Source organism: Paraburkholderia sp. HP33-1 (assembly GCF_021390595.1).
GTDB lineage: Bacteria > Pseudomonadota > Gammaproteobacteria > Burkholderiales > Burkholderiaceae > Paraburkholderia.
Genome location: NZ_JAJEJR010000002.1, coordinates 464,529 through 483,186, shown reverse-complemented (window position 1 = coordinate 483,186; position 18,658 = coordinate 464,529). Strand labels below are relative to the sequence as shown.

The following is an 18,658-nucleotide window of genomic DNA, read 5'->3' as shown; positions in this document are numbered from 1 at the left end:
CGCTCTCTAATACACCTCGGGCACGATCATCGACTGAGGCACCGGCTGACGGCTGTAGTCTTCGTGATAGACCCGCGACGGCAACTCGATATGCGGATGCTCGATCTCGTGATACGGCACCTGGCTCAGCAGATGCTGAATGCAGTTCAGACGCGCGCGTTTCTTGTCGACGGCCTGCACGACCCACCACGGCGCCTCGGTAATATGCGAGCGCTGCAGCATCACTTCCTTCGCCAGCGTATACGCTTCCCAGCGTCGCCGGCTCTCCAGATCCATTGGGCTCAGCTTCCACTGCTTGAGCGGATCATGAATGCGGTTCTGGAAGCGGAGTTCCTGCTCTTCGTCGGTGATCGAAAACCAGTACTTGAGGATCTGCACGCCGCTGCGCACCAGCATCTTTTCGAACTCCGGCACCGAACGGAAAAACTCTTCGTACTCGTCGTCAGTGCAGAAGTTCATCACACGCTCGACGCCCGCGCGGTTGTACCAGCTGCGATCGAATAGCACCATCTCGCCGCCCGCCGGCAGATGCGATACATAGCGCTGAAAATACCATTGAGTGCGCTCGCGGTTATTCGGCGCGGGCAACGCGGCCACGCGGCACACGCGCGGATTGAGGCGCTGCGTGATGCGCTTGATCGCGCCGCCCTTGCCGGCCGCGTCGCGTCCCTCGAAGATCACCACGAGCCGATGCCCGGTCTGGACGATCCAGTCCTGCAGCTTGACCAGCTCTCCTTGCAGCCGGAACAGTTCGCGGAAGTACTGCTTGCGCGCCTCACGACGCTCGGGCGTAAAAGCGGCTGCGCCGTCGATGATGCGGTCATCGACTTCCATTTCGAGTTCTTCGTCATAGGCATCGATGAGGTCTTCCTCGAACCGGCGTTGCCGCTCCGCCATCAGTTCGGTATGAGACCTCGGATCCGGCTCTTTCATTGCGGCTCTCCTCGCAACAGGAATAAGTTGGCGCGCGGCGGCTGGCGCGACGCGGACGCGTTCGATTATCGAAGCGCGAGGTGTCAGGCGTGTTACCGCATGGGCGAGCGCTGCACAAGCGTGGTAACACGCATGATAGCGAGTTTTGCACGGACCCCCGCCGTTAGCGCAACGCTCGCGCGAAGCTCAATTCGTGGCCGTCCGGATCGGTGATATGAAAATAGCGCTCGCCCCACGGCGCATCCGACGGCGCGAACGACGGCTGCAGACCCGCCGCCAGTGCCTTGTCGTAGATCGCATCGACGTCCGACACATAGATGATCACGCGCCCCCACCAGTTGACCGGCGCGCGCGGATCGGCGATCAGGTTCAGATATGAACCGCCGAACTCAAACGACGTGAACGCCTCGCGCGAACCGCCGAACTTGAGTGGGAAGCCGAGCGCCTGGTAGAACGCGACGGCGCGCTGCATGTCGCCGGTAGCGAGCGTGATCGCGCTGAGCGACTCGATGCGTGGATCCGGCTGCGGGGATTGTGGTGCTGAAGCGGTCGATGCGGACATGAAGGGGATCTCCGTGGCGCGCGGGTAGCAGCGTGCGGCGGCGCGCCCGGGAAAGTGTCTCACACGCGCCGACAGTCAGTCTCGCACCGCGCCCCGCAGGCTCCCGGATGCCCTTGAAAACCCGCGAGGCGCCCCGCATCTCGCAGCCCGTCTATCCGGAGCATCGTTATGGGAAGCCGCCCACGCTTCATCGATGACCTGTCGAGCGCCGCATCCGACGCCCCCGGGCCCCAATCCACTGACCTTTTGACTCACAACGACGACGCCCTGCTCGACGCCTACTCCCGCACCGTGATCGGCGCACTGGAGCGCGTGCAGCAGGCGGTCGCGTTTATTGCCGTCGAACGCCAGCTGCCCGGCGACACGTCCGCGCATCATGGGCGCGGCGTGCGCGGCGGCACCGGCTCGGGTTTTCTGTTCACGCCCGACGGCTATCTGCTGACCAATAGCCACGTCGTGCATGGCGCGACGCATATCCAGGTGACGCTAGCCGACGGCGCGAAGTTCGACGCCGATCTGGTCGGCGACGATCCCGGCAGTGACCTCGCGGTGCTGCGCATCGGCTCACCGGAGGCGCTGCCCCATGTCGAGCTCGGCGAATCGTCGAAGCTGCGCGTCGGGCAGATCGCGATTGCGGTCGGCAATCCGCTCGGGCTGCAGCAGACGGTGACGACCGGCGTCATTTCGGCGCTCGGCCGATCGCTGCGCTCGAACTCCGGCCGCATGATCTACGACGTGATCCAGACCGACGCGGCGCTGAATCCGGGCAACTCGGGCGGACCGCTGATCAATTCGGCAGGTCAGGTGATCGGCGTGAATACCGCGATCATCCCTGGCGCACAGGCCATCTGTTTTGCAACCGCGATCGATACCGCGAAGTGGGTCATCATGCAGATCTTCGCGCACGGTCGAGTGCGGCGCGCGTATATCGGCGTGGCCGGCACGACGACGCCGCTGTCGCGGCGCGTGCAGCGCTACTTCGGGCTCAGCGCGCAAAGCGGCGTGCATGTGATGGAGATCGTCAAAGGTAGTCCGGCCGCGCTCGCCGGCTTGCGTACCGACGACACGATCGTCGCGATCGACGCGCAACCGGTGCAGGATGTGGATGGCTTGCAACGCACACTCGACGCATCGCGTATCGACAAGCCGGTCAGCGTGACGGTGTTACGCGGCGCGCGGCGGGTGGATCTAATGGTGACGCCGGTGGAGCAGGCGGGGTGATAGCAGTGCGGGATAGGCAGCGAGGCGTGCTTACGCCCGCCCGCGGCTGCCGCGCGCGATCTCATCGCCCGCGTCTCGCGGCAGGCGCCGTGTAATCGGAATCGACAGACACGAGAACAGGCCGACCACGAGAAACGCCGGCCAGAAATCGGAGAACACGATCGTCGGATGCCCCTGCAGGCGATGCGAGATCTGCAACACGATGCCCGCGATCGTCACGCCGAGGCCGAGCGACATCTGCTGGATGACGCTCGCGACGCTCGTCGCGCGGCCGACCTCGCTGCTCGGAATATCCGCATAGGCAAGCGTATTCAGCGACGTGAATTGCAGAGACGGAAAGAAGCCGCCCGCCAGCACGATGCACCAGATCACCCAATGCGGCGTGCCGGGAAAGAACAGCCCGTACACGGCGATCGCAAGACCCGCGCATGCGGCATTGACCATCAGCACGGTGCGAAAGCCGAAGCGTTCGAGAATGCGCGACGCCATCGTCTTCATGAAGATCGAGCCGAACGCGGACGCGCACGTGATCGCGCCGGCTCTGAACGCGGTCATGCCGAGCCCTTCCTGCAATGCGAGCGGCAACAGGAACGGCACGGCGCCAAGACCGATGCGGAACAGCGAACCGCCGACCACGCTCGCATGAAAACTCGGGATACGCAGCAGACTCAGATCGAGCACCGGCAGCGCGACGCGGTTCGCGTACAGCACATAAGCCAGCAGCAGCACGATGCCGGTCACGCACATGCCGACCGATGCGCGCGTAGATACCAGCTCGCCACCGACCAGCGACAGCCCGAGCATGAACAGCGAAGCCCCGCTCGCCGACAGCACGAAGCCGAGCCAGTCGAGCCGGCCCGGATGCGGCTCGCGCGTATTGGCGATGTATTTGTTGGTGAGCCAGATGCCGAGCAGCCCGATCGGGACGTTGATCACGAAGATCAAACGCCAGTGCAGATAGGTCGTGATAAAGCCGCCGAGCGGCGGGCCGACCACCGGACCGAGCAGCGCCGGTACCGTCAGATAGTTCATCGCGCGAATGAACTCCGACTTCGGCACCGAACGGAAGATGATGATGCGGCCCACCGGCACCATCAGCGCGCCGCCGATGCCCTGCACGAAGCGCGCGAGCACGAAGGTATCGAGCGAAGTGGAGGCCGCACACAGCAGCGAGCCCGCCATGAAGATGCCGATCGCGGTGCGGAACACGGTGCGTGAACCGAAGCGGTCGGCGACCCAGCCGCAGATCGGGATAAAGACGCCCAGGCCGATCACATACGCGGTGACCGCGAGCTTCAGCGTGATCGGATCGTGGCCGAGGTCGCGCGCGAGAACCGGCAGCGACGTCACGATGACCGTTCCGTCCACGTTTTCCATGAACATCGCGCACGCGACGATCAGCGGAACGATGAAAGCGCCTAAAGCAAGCAGCATTGTCGTGGCGACGGGCGGCCAGCCATCTATGGAAAGCGTCGATTATGGCATCGCGGCGGCAACAAATGTTGTTGCGCGAAGGGAACCGATCGTGTCGTACTCCAGATTGACCGCGAGCTGGTTGCGCAACTCGACCGGCACACCGTCCAATGGAGCAAAGAAAGCGGACTTCGCCGAATCGCGATAAAGTGCGAATCCAGTTGTGCCTGTCACGCGGAGTCCGATCGATGCGCAGCACCGTTCGTGTCGTCACGGGATGGCGCGGCCGTTGCTGGCCCGCGACATCGACTGCAGACGACCGCCCACGCTCATGAACCGTCTTCTCGTCCTTCTGCTGTTTGCCGCAGCCGCCGTGCTGCCGCTCTCTTCGTTCGCAGTGGAGCTCGACGCGCCCCTGGTGTGCAATGAGAGCGGCCACCAGTTCATCGCTGATCTCGTGCGGCAACAGCTGATCAACCCGAAGCCGACGCACGTCGAAAGCAACTCGATCAACGCGTTCTCGCCCATGCCCGATGTGCATCTGACCGCGTTTGGCTTCCGCGTATTCGCGGTGGTCGGCTTCGAAAAAGACGACCCGCTGTTCCGGGTCGGCGACGGTGAGCCGGTCGCCCAGTCCGCGTATGGCGTCGTCGTGTTCGGCAGCGACGACAAGGTGAAAAGCGCGCTTCAGAACGCCGGCAGCACGGCGATCGTGCATCACGTCGCACCGCTCATCACCGCGATTTTTTGCAAGCGCAGCTAGAGTTTGGTGACATCCGCGACCCGCGCTGCATGCGGCCTTCGCTACGCAACGGCGCCTGCCACCGTCGCTCACCCCGGCCGACGAAACTCGTTTGCAACCCATGCCGCGGCGCTCGCCTTGCTGAGCTTGAACGTCGGCGCAACCTGCACTTGCGCGATCTGCTCGCCAAAGATATCGAGCGCGCTCAACAGCGCGTACGGCTCGTCTTCGTCGGGGATGATATCGAGCGTGATGTCGAGCTCGTCGTTGCCGTCCGCGCTCGGCACGCGCACCGCCTTGTGCAGTTGTGCGCGCAGCTGCTGCTCGTGACGACGCAGCACCTCCGACGCCGTTTTCACGAGCGTGTTGAACGCCGATACGTCGAGCGGCTTCGGATCCTTCTTGTTGCGGCCCATCGTCCAAGGACCAACGAGCGCGGGCTCCGCCTCGCCGTCCTTGATCATTTCGACGGCCCAGCCATCGTCGTCTTCGTTCTTGATAATGCGCGCGGTCCAGCCGCTGTCGCGCCACAGCCGGTCTTCGTGCACGCTGTCGTCCACTCCGGACGAGTCGTCGGCCAGAAACCCGGCATTCGTGTCGGACGAGGGAAAGGGCGTGTCGTTCATCACAGGTTCACTCACTTCGCGGGGGCGCAAAACAGATTTCGAACCCGCGATTCTACCTGCCCGGCCGCCTTCGCCCGGCTCACTCTGACGAACGGACAAGTCGCGTTCGCAACGACGAAGCCGCCCCAACGATCGAAAAGTTCTATTTCCCTCTACGCGAGAACGTATAAATCCGATTTAAAAATTGCACAAAAAAAAACGCGGCCGGAAGGCCGCGAGTAAAAATGAAAAAGACACCCTTTGGTCGAAGGGGTCTCTCATCATTATAAGAGGCATCCCACCTCGATTTAAGGCGTTCTCTGGAAGACTGCATTGCGCAAAACAATGGGAATCATCGGACACGGCGCCATTCGGGTTCCCCAGCCCGTCCCGGATCCCTGCTCCGTAACCCTCTGACGACCTCGTCGGGCTTGACAGCGCATCCGCCCACTCATCGCTAAAAATCGCCGCATTTTGCGAACCTGCATTTACACGATTAATTCACATAATCCCGCATTCGAGAATGAATTATTGCAAGGTGCGTAATTAACTGTCCGCATAACGCGAATAACACTTCGCCGCGAATCGACAGCCGACGGTCGACGGGCGCAACTCGGATTTTTCATAGGCCTTACGGTTTGCCCTCGGACTTATAAGCGCACGGCCGCGCTAGTGACGACGTCAACGCATGCTCGGTATACTGCCCCGGCCGCCGTGCGACATCGCGAGACCGCGACGCCTGCACGGCAGCTTCGTCGCGAAGCATCGTGTTGTACGCCAACGCATCGCGCTTCGCCCGCGCCTCACTTTCCCATGCGTGAACGGAAACGCCGACGATCGGATCATGAAAACACTTCTCCTGCTTGCCCCCGCTGTCGCCCTTACTGCCGCCCTCGCCGCTTGCGGTTCGTCGGGCGGCCCCGCGCGCGATGCGTCCGCGCCGCTCGTGTACGTGTCGTCGCCACGCCCGACCGCGTCTATCGCGGCCTGCCTCGAAGAGCGTCTGTCGCGCGTGCGTACCTCGCACGCCGGCGCCGCGACCGAACTCGCCGTCGGCGCCGATTCGAACAACTCGTACTTCATCACGTTGACGCCGCTCAACGGCAACACTGTGATCAAGGTCACGCATCCGGCCAACGCGCCCGACGATCCACCCGAAGAGGAAATGCGCTTCGATATCGCGCGCTGCGCGACCTGAGCGGCGCGTCGCACGTGAACGTCGTGCGCTATCGGCCGATGCGCGAATTTTTATCTCGCGCATCGGCTATTTTTTTATCCGCTCATCTGCGAACATAGCCGCCCTTTGTTTTTCGCGCGGCACGCGTGCCGCGAGTTTCGATGGCATCCAGCAAAGCGCATCATGCGACCGGTTTCGCGGCCGGCGTCATCGCGGCGGCGATCGTCGCGCACAACGGCGGCGGTCCATTTCATCCGGGCGTGCTGCTCAGCTTCATCGCCGGCGTGGCCGGCAGCACCGCGCCGGACTGGCTCGAAGTCGCATGGTGGTCGCGCGCGCGGCGGCTGTGGATCACGCATCGCACCTTGACGCATTGGGGCATCGGCTGGCTCGCGTTGCTCGCCGTGTCGTATCACGCGCTCGGGCATTCGATCTACGCGGCGCCGGCGTTCGGCTTCGCGTGCGGCGGCCTGATGCATCTGTTCGCCGACTGGCCGAATCCGCTCGGCGTGCCGTGGATCGCAGGGCGGCATTCGTTAAATTTATGGAATAGCGGGCACTGCGATCTAATCGTCGTCGCGGCGTCGTGGGCGGCCGCGTGGTTGATCGGCGAGCATGTGTGGCTGCATGGCATGCATGCGTTGCCGTGGTTGCGGCATTGGCGAACGAGGTAGGCGCCGCGCTGCATCCTGACGCGGCCTTCATTGCATCACTGCCGCCCGTTATCAGTGCGATCTCCTTCGCGGACCTTGCCTTGCGACACGCTGCTGCCCGGCGGCACGCTATGCGTGAGCCACACGTTGCCACCGATCACCGAGCCTCGCCCGATCGTCACGCGTCCGAGAATCGTCGCGCCCGCGTAGATGACAACGTCGTCCTCGACGATCGGATGCCGCGCGTTGCCCTTGATCAGTGTGCCGTCCTCGTCGGCCGCGAAGCTCTTCGCGCCGAGCGTCACTGCCTGGTACAGGCGCACGCGCTCGCCGATGATCGCGGTCTCGCCGATCACCACGCCGGTGCCGTGGTCGATGAAGAAGCTCGGCCCGATCGTCGCGCCCGGGTGAATGTCGATGCCCGTCGCCGAGTGCGCGATCTCGTTGATGAAGCGCGCGAGCAGAGGCACGCCGAGCCGATGCAGCGCATGCGCGATCCGGTGATGCGTCATCGCCCAGACGCCCGGATAGCACAGCAGGATCTCGGTGATGTGCTGCGCGGCGGGGTCGCCGGTGAACGCAGCCTGGATGTCGCTGACCAGCAGCGCGCGTATGCCCGCCAGTTGCGTCGCGAACTCGCGCGCCACCGCGAACGCGCGCTCCTGCAACTCCGAGTCAGGCGTCGCGCCGAACTCGGGCAGGAAGCGCAGCGCGCGGCGAATCTGTTCGGCCAGCAGCCGCAACGTGCTTTCGAGCGTATGCCCGACGTAGTAGTCGACAGTCTCGTCGGTTAGATCCGGCGCGCCGTAATGCGTCGGAAACATCGCGGCGCGCAGGCCAGTCACGATGTTGACCACTGCTTCGCGCGACGGCAACTCGCGAATGCCGAGCGGATGGCGCGTGCGATGCAGTTGTTCGCGCGAGGCGCGCAGGTCGGCGACGATCTGTTCGAGGCCCCAGTTACGGGAAGGCGCGTTGGGCATAAGGGACGGCGGCGCGCACGGCGCGAAGTGGTTATGCAGCAGAGATTACCGCGTTTTAACGGTGCCTGCGCGGCACCGCGCAGGTCGGCTCGGGTTGAGTGCGTCGACTTGCGTTGGCACGCAGCGACGCGCGCACATCGTTTCCTGACGTCAGATAGTCAGGCTGCTCGCGTCGATCCAGCGCACGGCCCAATCGCGCGCATGCGCGATCGCGGCGGCTTCGTCGGAGAAGCGCAGTTCGGTGGGGAAGAAACGGTTAGCGACCAGTTCGCCGTCGCTCGAGCGCGAGATCACCACATACGGTTGCCAGGAGCCGTCGCCTGCGCGCGCCGGTTCGCAATTCAACAGATAGCCGCGATGTGTAAATGCAGCATCGAAGTGCATGAGTCACCCGCCCCTGAAGCCCCGTAACATGTATTCAGTCGCGCGGCCACTTGTTTGTTCGTTATATACGACCATGATGGAACAGCCGGAGCATGACGTCAATTTCACCGCGCATCGCTCGCCGGAGTAAGATCATACTCTGTAGAGAATGCGCGTCCATTAAAAAAAATCGAAAAGAATCGCGGACGTCATACGCATCGCAAGTCCCGCGCATAGCAGCGCGGTTTCAGTCGGAACGGCTTTTGCTCCCTTCTTCGACCATGTCCTCTTCAGGAGAATGCACGATGAACAGCGCGATCCGCAAACCCGAAAATGCCGGTACGAAACCGGACCCGAAGGACCCACGAACCACGGACTTGCACAACGACCGCACGCACGACAGCACGGTCGACACTGACGGCAAGAACCGCGAAGCGGCGCGTCTCGCGGGCCACGGCGCAATCTCTCCCGACGAAATCACCACCAGCAATGCGACGCTCGAGAACAGCGTGCCCGAGTCGCTCGACGGCATGGCCGGCTTCGACAGCCGGGTCGGCGGCAATCATCTGCTGCTTGCGCTCGAGCCGGGCTACACGGTGATAGACAAGGGCATGACCGAGCCGCTTGCTGTCTACTCGGCCGACCTTCAGTACGACGACCCGCGTCCCGTCGGACAGCGACAGGATCGCGGCCGCATTCATTACGCGGTCAATCATTTGCGGCCCGCGCGCGTGATCGAATTGCATCGGCTGAAATAAGCGGGCCCGCGTATCATCCCTTTATACGCGCGCGTTTGAATTAACACGTTTATTCCTATTAATCAGGCAGAAACGTGGCAGGCGCCGTTTTTTTAATTCTGGTGCGTGCTTTGCTTTGTTTAACGTTGATTCGTTTAGCGGGGCTGCGGATGAAAAGAATCGTCGTCATCGGTGCCACGGGCACGCTGGGCCAGGCCATCAGCGCGGAGCTGAAGGCGCGTCACCAAGTGATCGAGGTGGGCGCGACGCGCGGGCAATATCACGTCGACAGCACGGACCCGGCGAGCGTGGAGCGGCTGTTTCGCGATATCGGCAAGGTGGACGGCGTCGTCACCGCGACCGGCAAGGTGCATTTCGGACCGCTGGCGCAGATGAGCGTCGAGCAGTTCTGGGTCGGGCTACGCGACAAGCTGATGGGTCAGATCAATGTCGTGTTCGCGGCGCTGCCGTACGTGAATGACGGCGGTTCGTTGACGCTGACGAGCGGCATTCTCGGCGACGAGCCGATCCTCCAGGGCGCGAGCGCGACGACCGTCAATCTCGCGCTCGAAGGCTTCGTGCGCGGCGCGGCGATCGAACTGCCGCGCGGGCTGCGCATCAACGTCGTGAGTCCGACCGTACTGACCGAGTCGATGGAAGCCTACGCGCCGTTCTTTCGCGGCTTCGAGCCGGTCAGCGCGCAACGCGCGGCGCTCGCTTATCTCCGCAGCGTAGAAGGTGCGCAGACGGGACGCGTGTATCGCGTGGGGTATTGAGCCTCAGTGAATCTCCGGCTCGACCGAACTGTCGGGACTCGCGCCGCCGCGCTGCAGGAAGTCGAAATCGCAGCCTTGATCCGCCTGCACCACGTGGGCCTGATGCAGCGCGCCGTAGCCGCGCTCGAACCGCGCCGCCGGTTTGACCCACGCGGCCTTGCGGCGTGCGAGCTCTTCGTCCGATACCAGCAGATTCAACCTGCGGCGCGGCACGTCGAGTTCGATCAGATCGCCGCTTCGCACCAACGCCAGCGGCCCGCCGACGAATGACTCGGGCGCCACGTGCAGCACGCACGCGCCGTAGCTCGTGCCGCTCATCCGCGCATCGGAGATACGCACCATGTCGCGCACGCCTTTTTGCAGCAGCTTGCGCGGAATCGGCAGCTGGCCCCACTCGGGCATGCCCGCGCCGACCGGCCCCGCATTCTGCAGCACGAGCACGCAGCTTTCGTCGATGTCGAGTCTGTCGTCATCGATGTGCGCGGCCATGTCGTTATAGTCGCTGAACACGACCGCGCGTCCCGTGTGCACGAGCAGATGCGGCTCCGCCGCGCCGGGCTTGATCACGGCGCCGCCGGGCGCGAGATTGCCGCGCAGCACCGCGAGGCTGCTGTCGCGCAGTAGCGGATTGCCGCGGCGGCGGATCACGTCGTCGTTGACGATGCGCGCGCCTGCGAGGTTCTCGCCGAGCGTGCGGCCGTTCACGGTTTTCTGCGAGCCGTCGATCAGTTCGCCCAATTCCGCGAGCAACGCGCGCAAACCGCCCGCGTAGAAAAAGTCCTCCATCAGATAGGCGCCGGTCGGCCGGATGTTCGCGAGCACCGGCGTGCGGCGCGCGATTTCGTCGAAGCGATCGAGCGTCAACTCGATGCCCGCGCGCCGCGCAAGCGCAATCATATGCACGACCGAATTGGTCGAGCCGGACAGCGCGACGCAGGTCGTCACCGCGTTATCGACCGATGCCGCCGTAATCAGGTCCGACGGCTTCAGATCCTCCCACACCATCTCGACGATACGCATACCGGTTTTCGCGGCCATCTGCGCATGACGTGAATCGGGCGCGGGAATCGACGCGAAGCCGGGCAACGTGAAGCCGAGCGCTTCGACTGCGCTCGTCATCGTCGACGCGGTGCCCATCGTCATGCAGTGCCCGGGCGAACGCGCAATGCCACCCTCGACGCCCTGCCAGTCGTCGGGCGTCAGCGTGCCCGCGCGCAGTTCGGCCCAGTACCGCCATGAATCGGAACCGGAGCCGAGCGTCACGCCGTTCCAGTTGCCGCGCAGCATCGGGCCAGCGGGCAGGAAGATTGCCGGCAGATCCATCGAGATCGCGCCCATCAGCAGCGCGGGCGTGGTCTTGTCGCAACCGCCCATCAACACGACGCCGTCGGCCGGATACGAGCGCAGCATCTCCTCGGCTTCCATTGCGAGGAAATTGCGGTACAGCATCGTGGTGGGCTTCTGGAACGGCTCGGCCAGCGTCTGCACCGGCAGTTCGATCGGAAAGCCGCCGGCTTGCCAGATGCCGCGTTTCACTTCCTCGACGCGCTGGCTGAAATGCGTGTGGCACGGATTGATCTCGCTCCACGTGTTCAGAATCGCGATGACCGGCTTGCCCGCGTATTCGTCGCGGTTGTAGCCCATCTGCGCGGTACGTGAGCGATGGCCGAACGAACGCAAATCGTTCGCGCCGTACCAGCGATGACTGCGCAACTCCTCGGGGGTCTTTCTCTTCGTCAACGTCTACTCCACGATTGTCGCCGACCATGCGTCAGCGCCTCTGTTCCTTCACGCGAGAAACGATCTGCGTTGGGCTCACGAATTGTAGAGCGATCAGCACCCAGATCAGCGTAATGGCCATATAGATCATGGCCATTGCATCGATCGATTGCGGCGCGCGCACGCCGGTCGAAAACACAGCGTAGTACAACGCGACCACCAGCGTTTGCGTCGCCGGACCGGCCGTAAAAAACGTCAGCTCGAACATGCCGATCGTGCGCACCAGCACGAGCAGCCCAGCCGCCAGCATACCCGGCACGAGCAGCGGCAGCACCACGTAACGGAAATAGCGGAACGTGTTCGCGCCGAAAATACGCGCGGCCGCTTCGAGATTCGGATCGATCTGCTCGATGAACGGCGTCATCACGAGAATCACGAACGGCAGCGCCGGAACGAGGTTCGCAAGAATCACGCCCCATAGCGTGCCGGCGAGTCCGACCTTGTACATCGCGGTCGCCATCGGAATACCGTAGGTGACGGGCGGCACCATCAGCGGCAGCAGGAAGATCAGCATCGCAAGGCGCTTGCCGGGGAATTGCACGCGCGCGAGCGCATACGCGGCCGGCACGCCGAGCAGCACCGACAGCAGCACGACCGCGCCGACCACCTGCACCGTCACCCACAGCACGCTCGCGAGCTGGAAGTCCCGCCATGCCTGCGCATACCAGTGCAGCGTGAAGCCTTGCGGCAACGCGGTGCCGAACCAGCGCGTCGCGATCGAATTCACCGCGACGGTCGCGATCAACAGCACGACGTTGATCAGGAAGAACGCCATCACGGCCCACACCAGCGCCTGCCAGACGAGGCCCGGCAGGTTCGCGCGCTGACGCGCGTGTTGCGCGGGCTCACGGGCACCATCGCCCGGCTCTTGCGATGCGGACGTGGACCCGGACCAGTCGGGCTGCGCCGCGCGACGATCGGTCGTCATCAGCCTTTGCCTCCGGTTGCGGGACCACGATAGAACCAGCGACGTGCGCCGAGCAGCGCGGCAACCACCAGCAGTTGCACGAAGCCCATCACCATCGCGATCGCCGACGCGAGCGAATAGTCGTAGCTCTCGAACGCGGCTTCGGCCGCGGCAATCGACATCACGCGCGTCGGACCCGCGGGCGCGCCGAGCAGCACCGCCGACGGAAACACCGAGAACGCCTGCACGAACGACAGACATGCGGCCATCGTCAGCCCCGGCACGAGCAGCGGCAGATAGATGCGGCGAAACTGCTGCCACGGATTCGCGCCGAGCGTCGCGGCCGCGCTCGCGAGCGTCGGGTCGATGCCGGTCACGTACGACAGCGTCAGCAGAAACGCGAACGGGAAACCCGACACGATCAGCGACAGCAGCACGCCCGTGAAGTTATGCGTGAGCCGCATTTCTTGCGTGTACAGATGCAGCGCCTGCAACGCCTGCGGCAGCCAGCCGTGCGGACCGAAGTAGGTGAGCATGCCGTCGGCGATCAGCACGGTGCCGAGCGTCACCGGAATCACCAGCAACGTCGTGACGATTTTCTGATAACGCGAGTAGCGGCGCAGCGCGAACGCGACCGGCACCGACACGCCGACGTTGATGAGCGTGGCCGGCACCGCGAGTTTCAGCGTGACGAGGATCGTCGGCCACATCGACGTGTCGGTGAAGAACGTCAGATAGTTGGCCCACACGCCGCCGCCGTTCATCGGCTGGAACGACAGCGCAAGACCATACGCGAACGGATAGATGAACAGCGCGACGATGAAGAGCAGCGCGGGCGCGACGAGCCACGCCTTGGCGTCGCGCTGTCTCAATGGCGGCGACAGCGTCGGCGTGTTCATGCGGCCTCGGCGTCATAGACGAGCACGCAAGACGGCCGCACGCGCAGCGTGATGCGCTCGCCCTCGGCACATTCGCCGGTCACGCGCGCCCACACGTCGCCGAACGCCGTCTTCGCGCGCAGCAGCGAATCGTGGCCGCCGTATTCGACCGCGTCGATCAGCGCATCGAACGCGTTGTCCGCGCCGGGCTCGGCGCGTTCCATGTCTTCGGGACGCAGCGCGACGCTCACGCGTTTGCCGTCGAAGCCCGCCATCGGCGTGCCGACGAGCCGCACGCCGTTCACACTGACCACGACACCATCGCCCTGCATGCCCTCCAGCGTGAACTCGGCGACATTGCGATAGCCCATGAAACGCGCGACATGCAGATTGCGCGGCCGCGTATAGACTTCCTTCGGCGTTGCGACCTGCTGCACGACGCCCTCCTTCATCACGACGATGCGATCGGCCATCGACAGCGCTTCGTCCTGATCGTGCGTCACGTACAGCGTCGCGCGTTCGAGCTGCGTATGGATGCGGCGAATCTCCGCGCGCATTTCGATGCGCAGCTTCGTATCGAGATTAGACAGCGGCTCGTCCATCAGAATCAGCGGCGGCTCGATCACGATCGCCCGCGCGATCGCGACGCGCTGCTGCTGGCCACCGGACAGCTGACCGGGCAATTTCTGCTCATGACCCGTCAGTTGCACGAGTTGCAACGCCTCGCGCGCGCGCCGCGCGATCTCGCTCCTGCCGACGCCGCGCATCTTTAGCCCGAAGCCGACGTTGTCGAGCACGCTCATATGCGGGAACAGCGCGTAGTTCTGGAACACCATGCCGAAGCCGCGCTTTTCCGGCGGCAGCACGTCGATGCGCCGCTCGTCAAGCCAGATCCCGCCGCCGGTGAGCGGCTGCAATCCGGCGATGCAGTTCAGCGCCGTCGATTTGCCACAACCCGACGGTCCCAGCAACGCAATGAACTCGCCGCGCCGGATCGTCAGATCGAGCCCCTGCAGCGCGGCGATTGCATGGCCTTGCGCGTTCGTGAAACTGCGGCTCACCGAATCGAGCCGCAACTGCTCAAAGTGATGCTTCATAGCGGTTTCCTGATCCGCGTGAGGTACCACCGCGCTGCGTTTCGATCCGTTTGCCGTCGCATCGGCGAAGGTCTAACGGGTCTTCTGCGCGCCGACGTCGCTATCCCACTTCTTGAAGGCCGCGACCATCGCCGCTGCATTCAGCGGCAACGCATGCGGATGATCGGTCAACATCTTCGCGTATTCGGGGCGGCCATACTTTTGCAGTACCTCCTGGCTATGCGCGGGCGCCTGCTCGATGGTGACGCCCTTGATCGCCGGGCCCGGATAGAAATAGCCGTCGTCGTAGGTCAGCGCCTGCTGCGCGGGCTCGAGCATGAAGTTCATCATCTTGTACAGCACGTCGAGCTTTTCCTTCGGCACGCCCTTCGGAATCACCATGAAGTGCGCGTCATTGACCCATGTCATGTTGCCGAACGGCTGCACGCGGAATTCGGCCGGCACGATGCCGAGCGCGCGTGGATTGATGTCCCAGCCGGTCACGGTCACGGTCATGTCGCGCGTGCCTTCGCCCAGCTCCTTCATCACCGCCGAGGTGCCGCCGGGATAGTAGGGAATGCAGTCGTTCAACTGCTTGAGGAACGCCCACGTCTTGTCCCAGCCGTGCACCGGGTCCTGCGGGTCCTTGTCGCCGAGCACGTAGGGCAAGCCCATCAGGAACGTGCGGCCAGGTCCGGAATTCGCCGGCCGTGCGTAGATCAGCTTGTCGGGATGGGCCTTGCACCATTGCAGCAGTTGCTCTGGCGTCTTCGGCGGATCGCTGACCTTGGCCGGGTTGTATTCGAGCAGCGGACCGGCCGGCATATACGCGACCTCGAGGCCGTAGCCTTGCGCGAGGTCCTGCATCTTGCGCGGGCCCGGTGCGTACTTGTCGAGTACGCCGGGGAACTGCGCCGCGTTGTCGGGCAGCAGCTTGATCCACAGGTTCTGTTCGATGCCGGCCGCGAGCGCGTCGGTGCCGGTCAGCACGAGGTCGATGTCGGAGCGGCCCGCGGCCTGCATTGCCTTGATCTTGCCGGGCAATTGCGGCGCGGGCGCGTTCGTGTACGTGATGTTCGCGACGAGATTCGGATACTTCGCCTTGAACGCCTCGAAGCCCTTCTGTGTGAGTTGGAGATCGCCGGCCACGTCGACGATATTGATCGTGACCGCGTCGGCCGCATGCGCGGCAGGGGTGAAGGCAGCGCCCGTGGCGATACAGAGGGATACCAGCTTGAGCGACAACCTGTGCGATACAGTCATTGCGTCTCCTCGCTTCTTGGTATGGAAGCCCGCCGATCGGTGCGCTGCGGGCGTTGTCTTTCTACCAATGGAACATAGCGAAGCGCAACAGCCGATGTCAAGCAAATAGTCATGACGGCGCAAGCCGCGCGCAAACGGCCACTTTGACGTGGAATCCCTGTCGTTCAACGCCTGGCGACGCGCGTTAAGGGCAAACCCGACCAGCCGATGCAGTTGCGCTACGTGTTGTCTGGTAAGCGGACGACTGCTCAACCGCCGCGCACACCCTGCGTATTCACGAACAGCGCGTACAACCCGTGGCTCGCTGCCATGAACAGACGGTTTCGATGCCGTCCGCCGAAACACACGTTCGCGCAACGCTCCGGCAACGCGATATGGCCGAGCGGCTCGCCTTGCGCGGTGAACACGCGCACGCCGTCGAGCTCGTCGGTGCCCATGCCCCAGCCGCACCACAGGTTGCCGTGGACGTCGACACGAAACCCGTCGGGCGTGCCCGGGCCTGCGTCGATCAGCACGCGATTGTTCGAGAGCGTCGTGCCTTTGCCATTGGCGTCGACATCGAACACGCGGATCTTGCGCGGCTCGCCGCGCGATTCGACGACGTACAGCAGCGATTCGTCCGGTGAAAACGCGAGACCGTTCGGACCGAGCACATCATCGACGACCATCGACACGTCGCCCGATTGGCCGTCGATCCGATATACGCACGCCTTCAGTTCGGACTGCTGGTGCTCGCCCTCGTAGAAACCGTCGATGCCGAAGGTCGGGTCGGTGAACCAGATCGAGCCATCCGACTTGACGACCACGTCGTTCGGCGAATTGAAGCGCTTGCCCTGATAGCGATCGGCGAGCACGGTGATCGAGCCGTCGTATTCGGTGCGCGTCACACGCCGTGTCAAGTGTTCGCAACTGACGAGACGCCCATCGCGATCACGCGTATGGCCATTCGCGTTGTTCGACGATTGACGGAACGTGCTGACCGCGCCCGTCGTTTCGTCCCAGCGCAGGATGCGGTCGTTCGGAATGTCGCTCCACAGCAGATAACGGCCGTCGCCGAACCACACCGGCCCCTCGGACCAGCGCGTGCCCTGATACAAACATTCGACCGACGCCGACGCGAGAATCAGCGACCTGAAACGCGGGTCGAACACGCGGATGGAGGGATCGGGATAGCGTCGGCTGTTGTCGGTCATAGGGTTGCCTGCGTGTCGGAGCGGATCGGGTGGGTTGACACGAACTCGCGCTCGAGGGCGAGCAGCGTGCGCGCGGTCTGCGTGATCTTCGCATGATGCTCGCGCGGCGTCGAACTGAGCAGCGGTAGCAGCGGCCCCATGTCGGCGAGGCCCGTGAATGTGATTGCGTCGTGCAGCACGCGGATGAGCGAGATGTCGTTGCGCAGCGTTTCGAGCGGCATGAACGCATCGTACAGACGTTCGGCGATGGTGTGATCGGCGCAATCGGGGCTAGCGGCGCTGCGGCCGCTCTGCACCGCGCGCAGCAGCGCCATCACCATGCGCGGCGCGATGCAGCCGCTACCGGTCGTCCAGGCGGCGAGTCCAAACTCGCGCAGATGCACGAGCGCCGGACGTTCTCCCATGCCCGACACGATCTTCGCGGCCGGCACGATTTGCAGCAGCCTGCGCAGATAGGGATCGTCGGCGGGATTGTCGCGCGGGATCGCATATTTGACCGCGCTCAACGTACCACGCTCGACGAGCCGCGCGAGCGTGTCGACATCGACGTAGTTTTCGCTCTTGATGTACAGCGTGAGCGGCATGCCGGCCGTGTCGGCGATCCGCGTGATGCCCGCCTCGACGCCATCGGACGTCGTAAAGCCGCTGAGCGGCAGCACCATCGCGGTACGGTAACGCGTCTGCGCGAGGATGCGCGCCTGATCGAGCATTTTGCCGTAGTCGGGACCGAGCGCCGGAATCACGCGCGTCCCGGGGCTCGTGGCGTCGGCGAGCAGGTCCAGCAGCTCGCGGTATTCGCTGACCGCGACGTGATAGAGGTTAGCGTTGCCGCCATACAGTAGCGTGCGCACGCCACCCGCTTCGATATGGCGGATCAGCGCGAGATTCTGCGCCGGGTCGAGCGTGTAGTCGGCGCGGCGCGCGAGCGGCGGCACGGCCATAACCGACGCGGCGAACTCGCCGACGCTGAGCGGAGATTCATTCATGATGATTGACGCGGAAACGGGCAAGGCGGGAATTTCACGGTAGCATCGGCATCACAATGTTGTCAAACAACCTGCGTGCGACGATCGCCTCAGCATGCTGTTGGCGCCGGGCCGTCCGGGTTCAGATCGCGAAATTTCCTCTTGTACGACAATAGAGTGTCTGCGCCCTATGTGGCATCGGCGCAGGCTCTTTTTTGGGCAAGAAGGCAGCGGCGAGCAATAGCCCGCTTTCCCAGATAATCGGGAAAATGCGATTAATTTAAAAGCGCTGCGGAAATAATTCTGCCAATGAACCGCATTAAAATACGGTCACCGGGGGCGGATTGGTCGCATTATTCACTTGCGAATCCCGGGCGAGCTAAAGATTTATTTCAGTCAGCATAATGATGAGCAACGCCGCCCTGGCTATCG

The 18,658-nt window shown here is 63.7% G+C and carries 20 protein-coding genes; 7 read left to right on the top strand and 13 right to left on the bottom strand.

All coding sequences use genetic code 11. From position 1 onward, the window contains the following. Window positions 1-6: 6 nt before the first annotated feature. Window positions 7-933 carry a polyphosphate kinase 2 gene (ppk2, locus tag L0U81_RS18215; RefSeq protein WP_233804930.1) on the bottom strand — a complete coding sequence of 309 codons (927 nt, stop codon included), beginning with the start codon at window positions 931-933 and terminating at the stop codon, window positions 7-9. A gap of 163 nt (window positions 934-1,096) precedes the next feature. Next, window positions 1,097-1,495, bottom strand: a complete 399-nt coding sequence (locus L0U81_RS18210; RefSeq protein WP_233804929.1) for a VOC family protein — start codon at window positions 1,493-1,495, stop codon at window positions 1,097-1,099. A gap of 168 nt (window positions 1,496-1,663) precedes the next feature. Between L0U81_RS18210 and L0U81_RS18205 the strand changes: the two genes are divergently transcribed. Beyond that, window positions 1,664-2,716, top strand: a complete 1,053-nt coding sequence (locus tag L0U81_RS18205) for a S1C family serine protease (protein ID WP_233804928.1) — start codon at window positions 1,664-1,666, stop codon at window positions 2,714-2,716. Between the two features lie 30 nt (window positions 2,717-2,746). On the opposite strand, the gene L0U81_RS18200 is transcribed toward L0U81_RS18205, so the two are convergent. After that, a complete protein-coding gene (locus L0U81_RS18200; protein WP_233804927.1) occupies window positions 2,747-4,150 on the bottom strand; it encodes an MFS transporter in 1,404 nt (467 codons plus the stop codon). On the opposite strand from L0U81_RS18200, the gene L0U81_RS18195 reads away from it, so the two are divergent. Next, a complete protein-coding gene (locus tag L0U81_RS18195; protein WP_233807972.1) occupies window positions 4,092-4,337 on the top strand; it encodes a hypothetical protein in 246 nt (81 codons plus the stop codon). The two genes, L0U81_RS18200 and L0U81_RS18195, sit on opposite strands and share 59 nt — an antisense overlap. Before the next feature lie 123 nt (window positions 4,338-4,460). After that, on the top strand, window positions 4,461-4,892 hold the full coding sequence (locus L0U81_RS18190) for a hypothetical protein (RefSeq protein WP_233804926.1): 432 nt from the start codon (window positions 4,461-4,463) through the stop codon (window positions 4,890-4,892). A gap of 68 nt (window positions 4,893-4,960) precedes the next feature. On the opposite strand, the gene L0U81_RS18185 is transcribed toward L0U81_RS18190, so the two are convergent. Continuing rightward, complete coding sequence (locus tag L0U81_RS18185; RefSeq protein ID WP_233804925.1) at window positions 4,961-5,497, bottom strand: hypothetical protein; 537 nt, start codon at window positions 5,495-5,497, stop codon at window positions 4,961-4,963. 667 nt (window positions 5,498-6,164) lie between these two features. On the opposite strand from L0U81_RS18185, the gene L0U81_RS18180 reads away from it, so the two are divergent. Together L0U81_RS18180 and L0U81_RS18175 are read left to right on the top strand one after the other, a co-directional pair. After that, window positions 6,165-6,674, top strand: coding sequence for a hypothetical protein (locus L0U81_RS18180; protein WP_233804924.1), 510 nt, complete (start codon window positions 6,165-6,167; stop codon window positions 6,672-6,674). A 140-nt stretch (window positions 6,675-6,814) separates the two neighbouring features. Further along, window positions 6,815-7,327 carry a metal-dependent hydrolase gene (locus L0U81_RS18175; protein ID WP_233804923.1) on the top strand — a complete coding sequence of 171 codons (513 nt, stop codon included), beginning with the start codon at window positions 6,815-6,817 and terminating at the stop codon, window positions 7,325-7,327. Window positions 7,328-7,362: 35 nt separating this feature from the next. On the opposite strand, the gene epsC is transcribed toward L0U81_RS18175, so the two are convergent. Beyond that, complete coding sequence (gene epsC / locus L0U81_RS18170; protein WP_233804922.1) at window positions 7,363-8,289, bottom strand: serine O-acetyltransferase EpsC; 927 nt, start codon at window positions 8,287-8,289, stop codon at window positions 7,363-7,365. A 150-nt stretch (window positions 8,290-8,439) separates the two neighbouring features. Continuing rightward, window positions 8,440-8,673: a hypothetical protein gene (locus L0U81_RS18165; protein ID WP_008920927.1), complete on the bottom strand. Its 234-nt coding sequence runs from the start codon at window positions 8,671-8,673 to the stop codon at window positions 8,440-8,442. A 284-nt stretch (window positions 8,674-8,957) separates the two neighbouring features. On the opposite strand from L0U81_RS18165, the gene L0U81_RS18160 reads away from it, so the two are divergent. After that, a complete protein-coding gene (locus tag L0U81_RS18160; RefSeq protein WP_233804921.1) occupies window positions 8,958-9,410 on the top strand; it encodes a DUF3005 domain-containing protein in 453 nt (150 codons plus the stop codon). Between the two features lie 149 nt (window positions 9,411-9,559). Beyond that, window positions 9,560-10,165, top strand: coding sequence for a short chain dehydrogenase (locus L0U81_RS18155; RefSeq protein ID WP_233804920.1), 606 nt, complete (start codon window positions 9,560-9,562; stop codon window positions 10,163-10,165). Between the two features lie 3 nt (window positions 10,166-10,168). Here L0U81_RS18155 and araD read toward each other — a convergent pair whose 3' ends face one another. The 7 genes from araD to L0U81_RS18120 all read right to left on the bottom strand — a co-directional run bounded on the left by araD (window position 10,169) and on the right by L0U81_RS18120 (window position 18,247). Next, a complete protein-coding gene (araD, locus tag L0U81_RS18150) occupies window positions 10,169-11,905 on the bottom strand; it encodes an L-arabinonate dehydratase (protein WP_233804919.1) in 1,737 nt (578 codons plus the stop codon). Window positions 11,906-11,936: 31 nt separating this feature from the next. After that, window positions 11,937-12,872, bottom strand: coding sequence for an ABC transporter permease (locus tag L0U81_RS18145; RefSeq protein ID WP_233804918.1), 936 nt, complete (start codon window positions 12,870-12,872; stop codon window positions 11,937-11,939). Further along, window positions 12,872-13,750 carry an ABC transporter permease gene (locus L0U81_RS18140; RefSeq protein ID WP_233804917.1) on the bottom strand — a complete coding sequence of 293 codons (879 nt, stop codon included), beginning with the start codon at window positions 13,748-13,750 and terminating at the stop codon, window positions 12,872-12,874. The genes L0U81_RS18145 and L0U81_RS18140 overlap by 1 nt, the downstream gene beginning before the upstream one ends. Beyond that, a complete protein-coding gene (locus tag L0U81_RS18135; protein ID WP_233804916.1) occupies window positions 13,747-14,826 on the bottom strand; it encodes an ABC transporter ATP-binding protein in 1,080 nt (359 codons plus the stop codon). The genes L0U81_RS18140 and L0U81_RS18135 overlap by 4 nt, the downstream gene beginning before the upstream one ends. A 72-nt stretch (window positions 14,827-14,898) precedes the next feature. Continuing rightward, a complete protein-coding gene (locus L0U81_RS18130) occupies window positions 14,899-16,068 on the bottom strand; it encodes an extracellular solute-binding protein (protein WP_233804915.1) in 1,170 nt (389 codons plus the stop codon). Window positions 16,069-16,316: 248 nt separating this feature from the next. After that, window positions 16,317-17,261 (bottom strand): SMP-30/gluconolactonase/LRE family protein, encoded by a 945-nt coding sequence (locus L0U81_RS18125; RefSeq protein ID WP_233804914.1) that lies wholly within the window; start codon window positions 17,259-17,261, stop codon window positions 16,317-16,319. Continuing rightward, window positions 17,258-18,247, bottom strand: coding sequence for a dihydrodipicolinate synthase family protein (locus L0U81_RS18120; RefSeq protein WP_233804913.1), 990 nt, complete (start codon window positions 18,245-18,247; stop codon window positions 17,258-17,260). Before L0U81_RS18120 ends, L0U81_RS18125 begins: the two co-directional genes overlap by 4 nt. Between the last annotated feature and the right edge of the window lie 411 nt (window positions 18,248-18,658).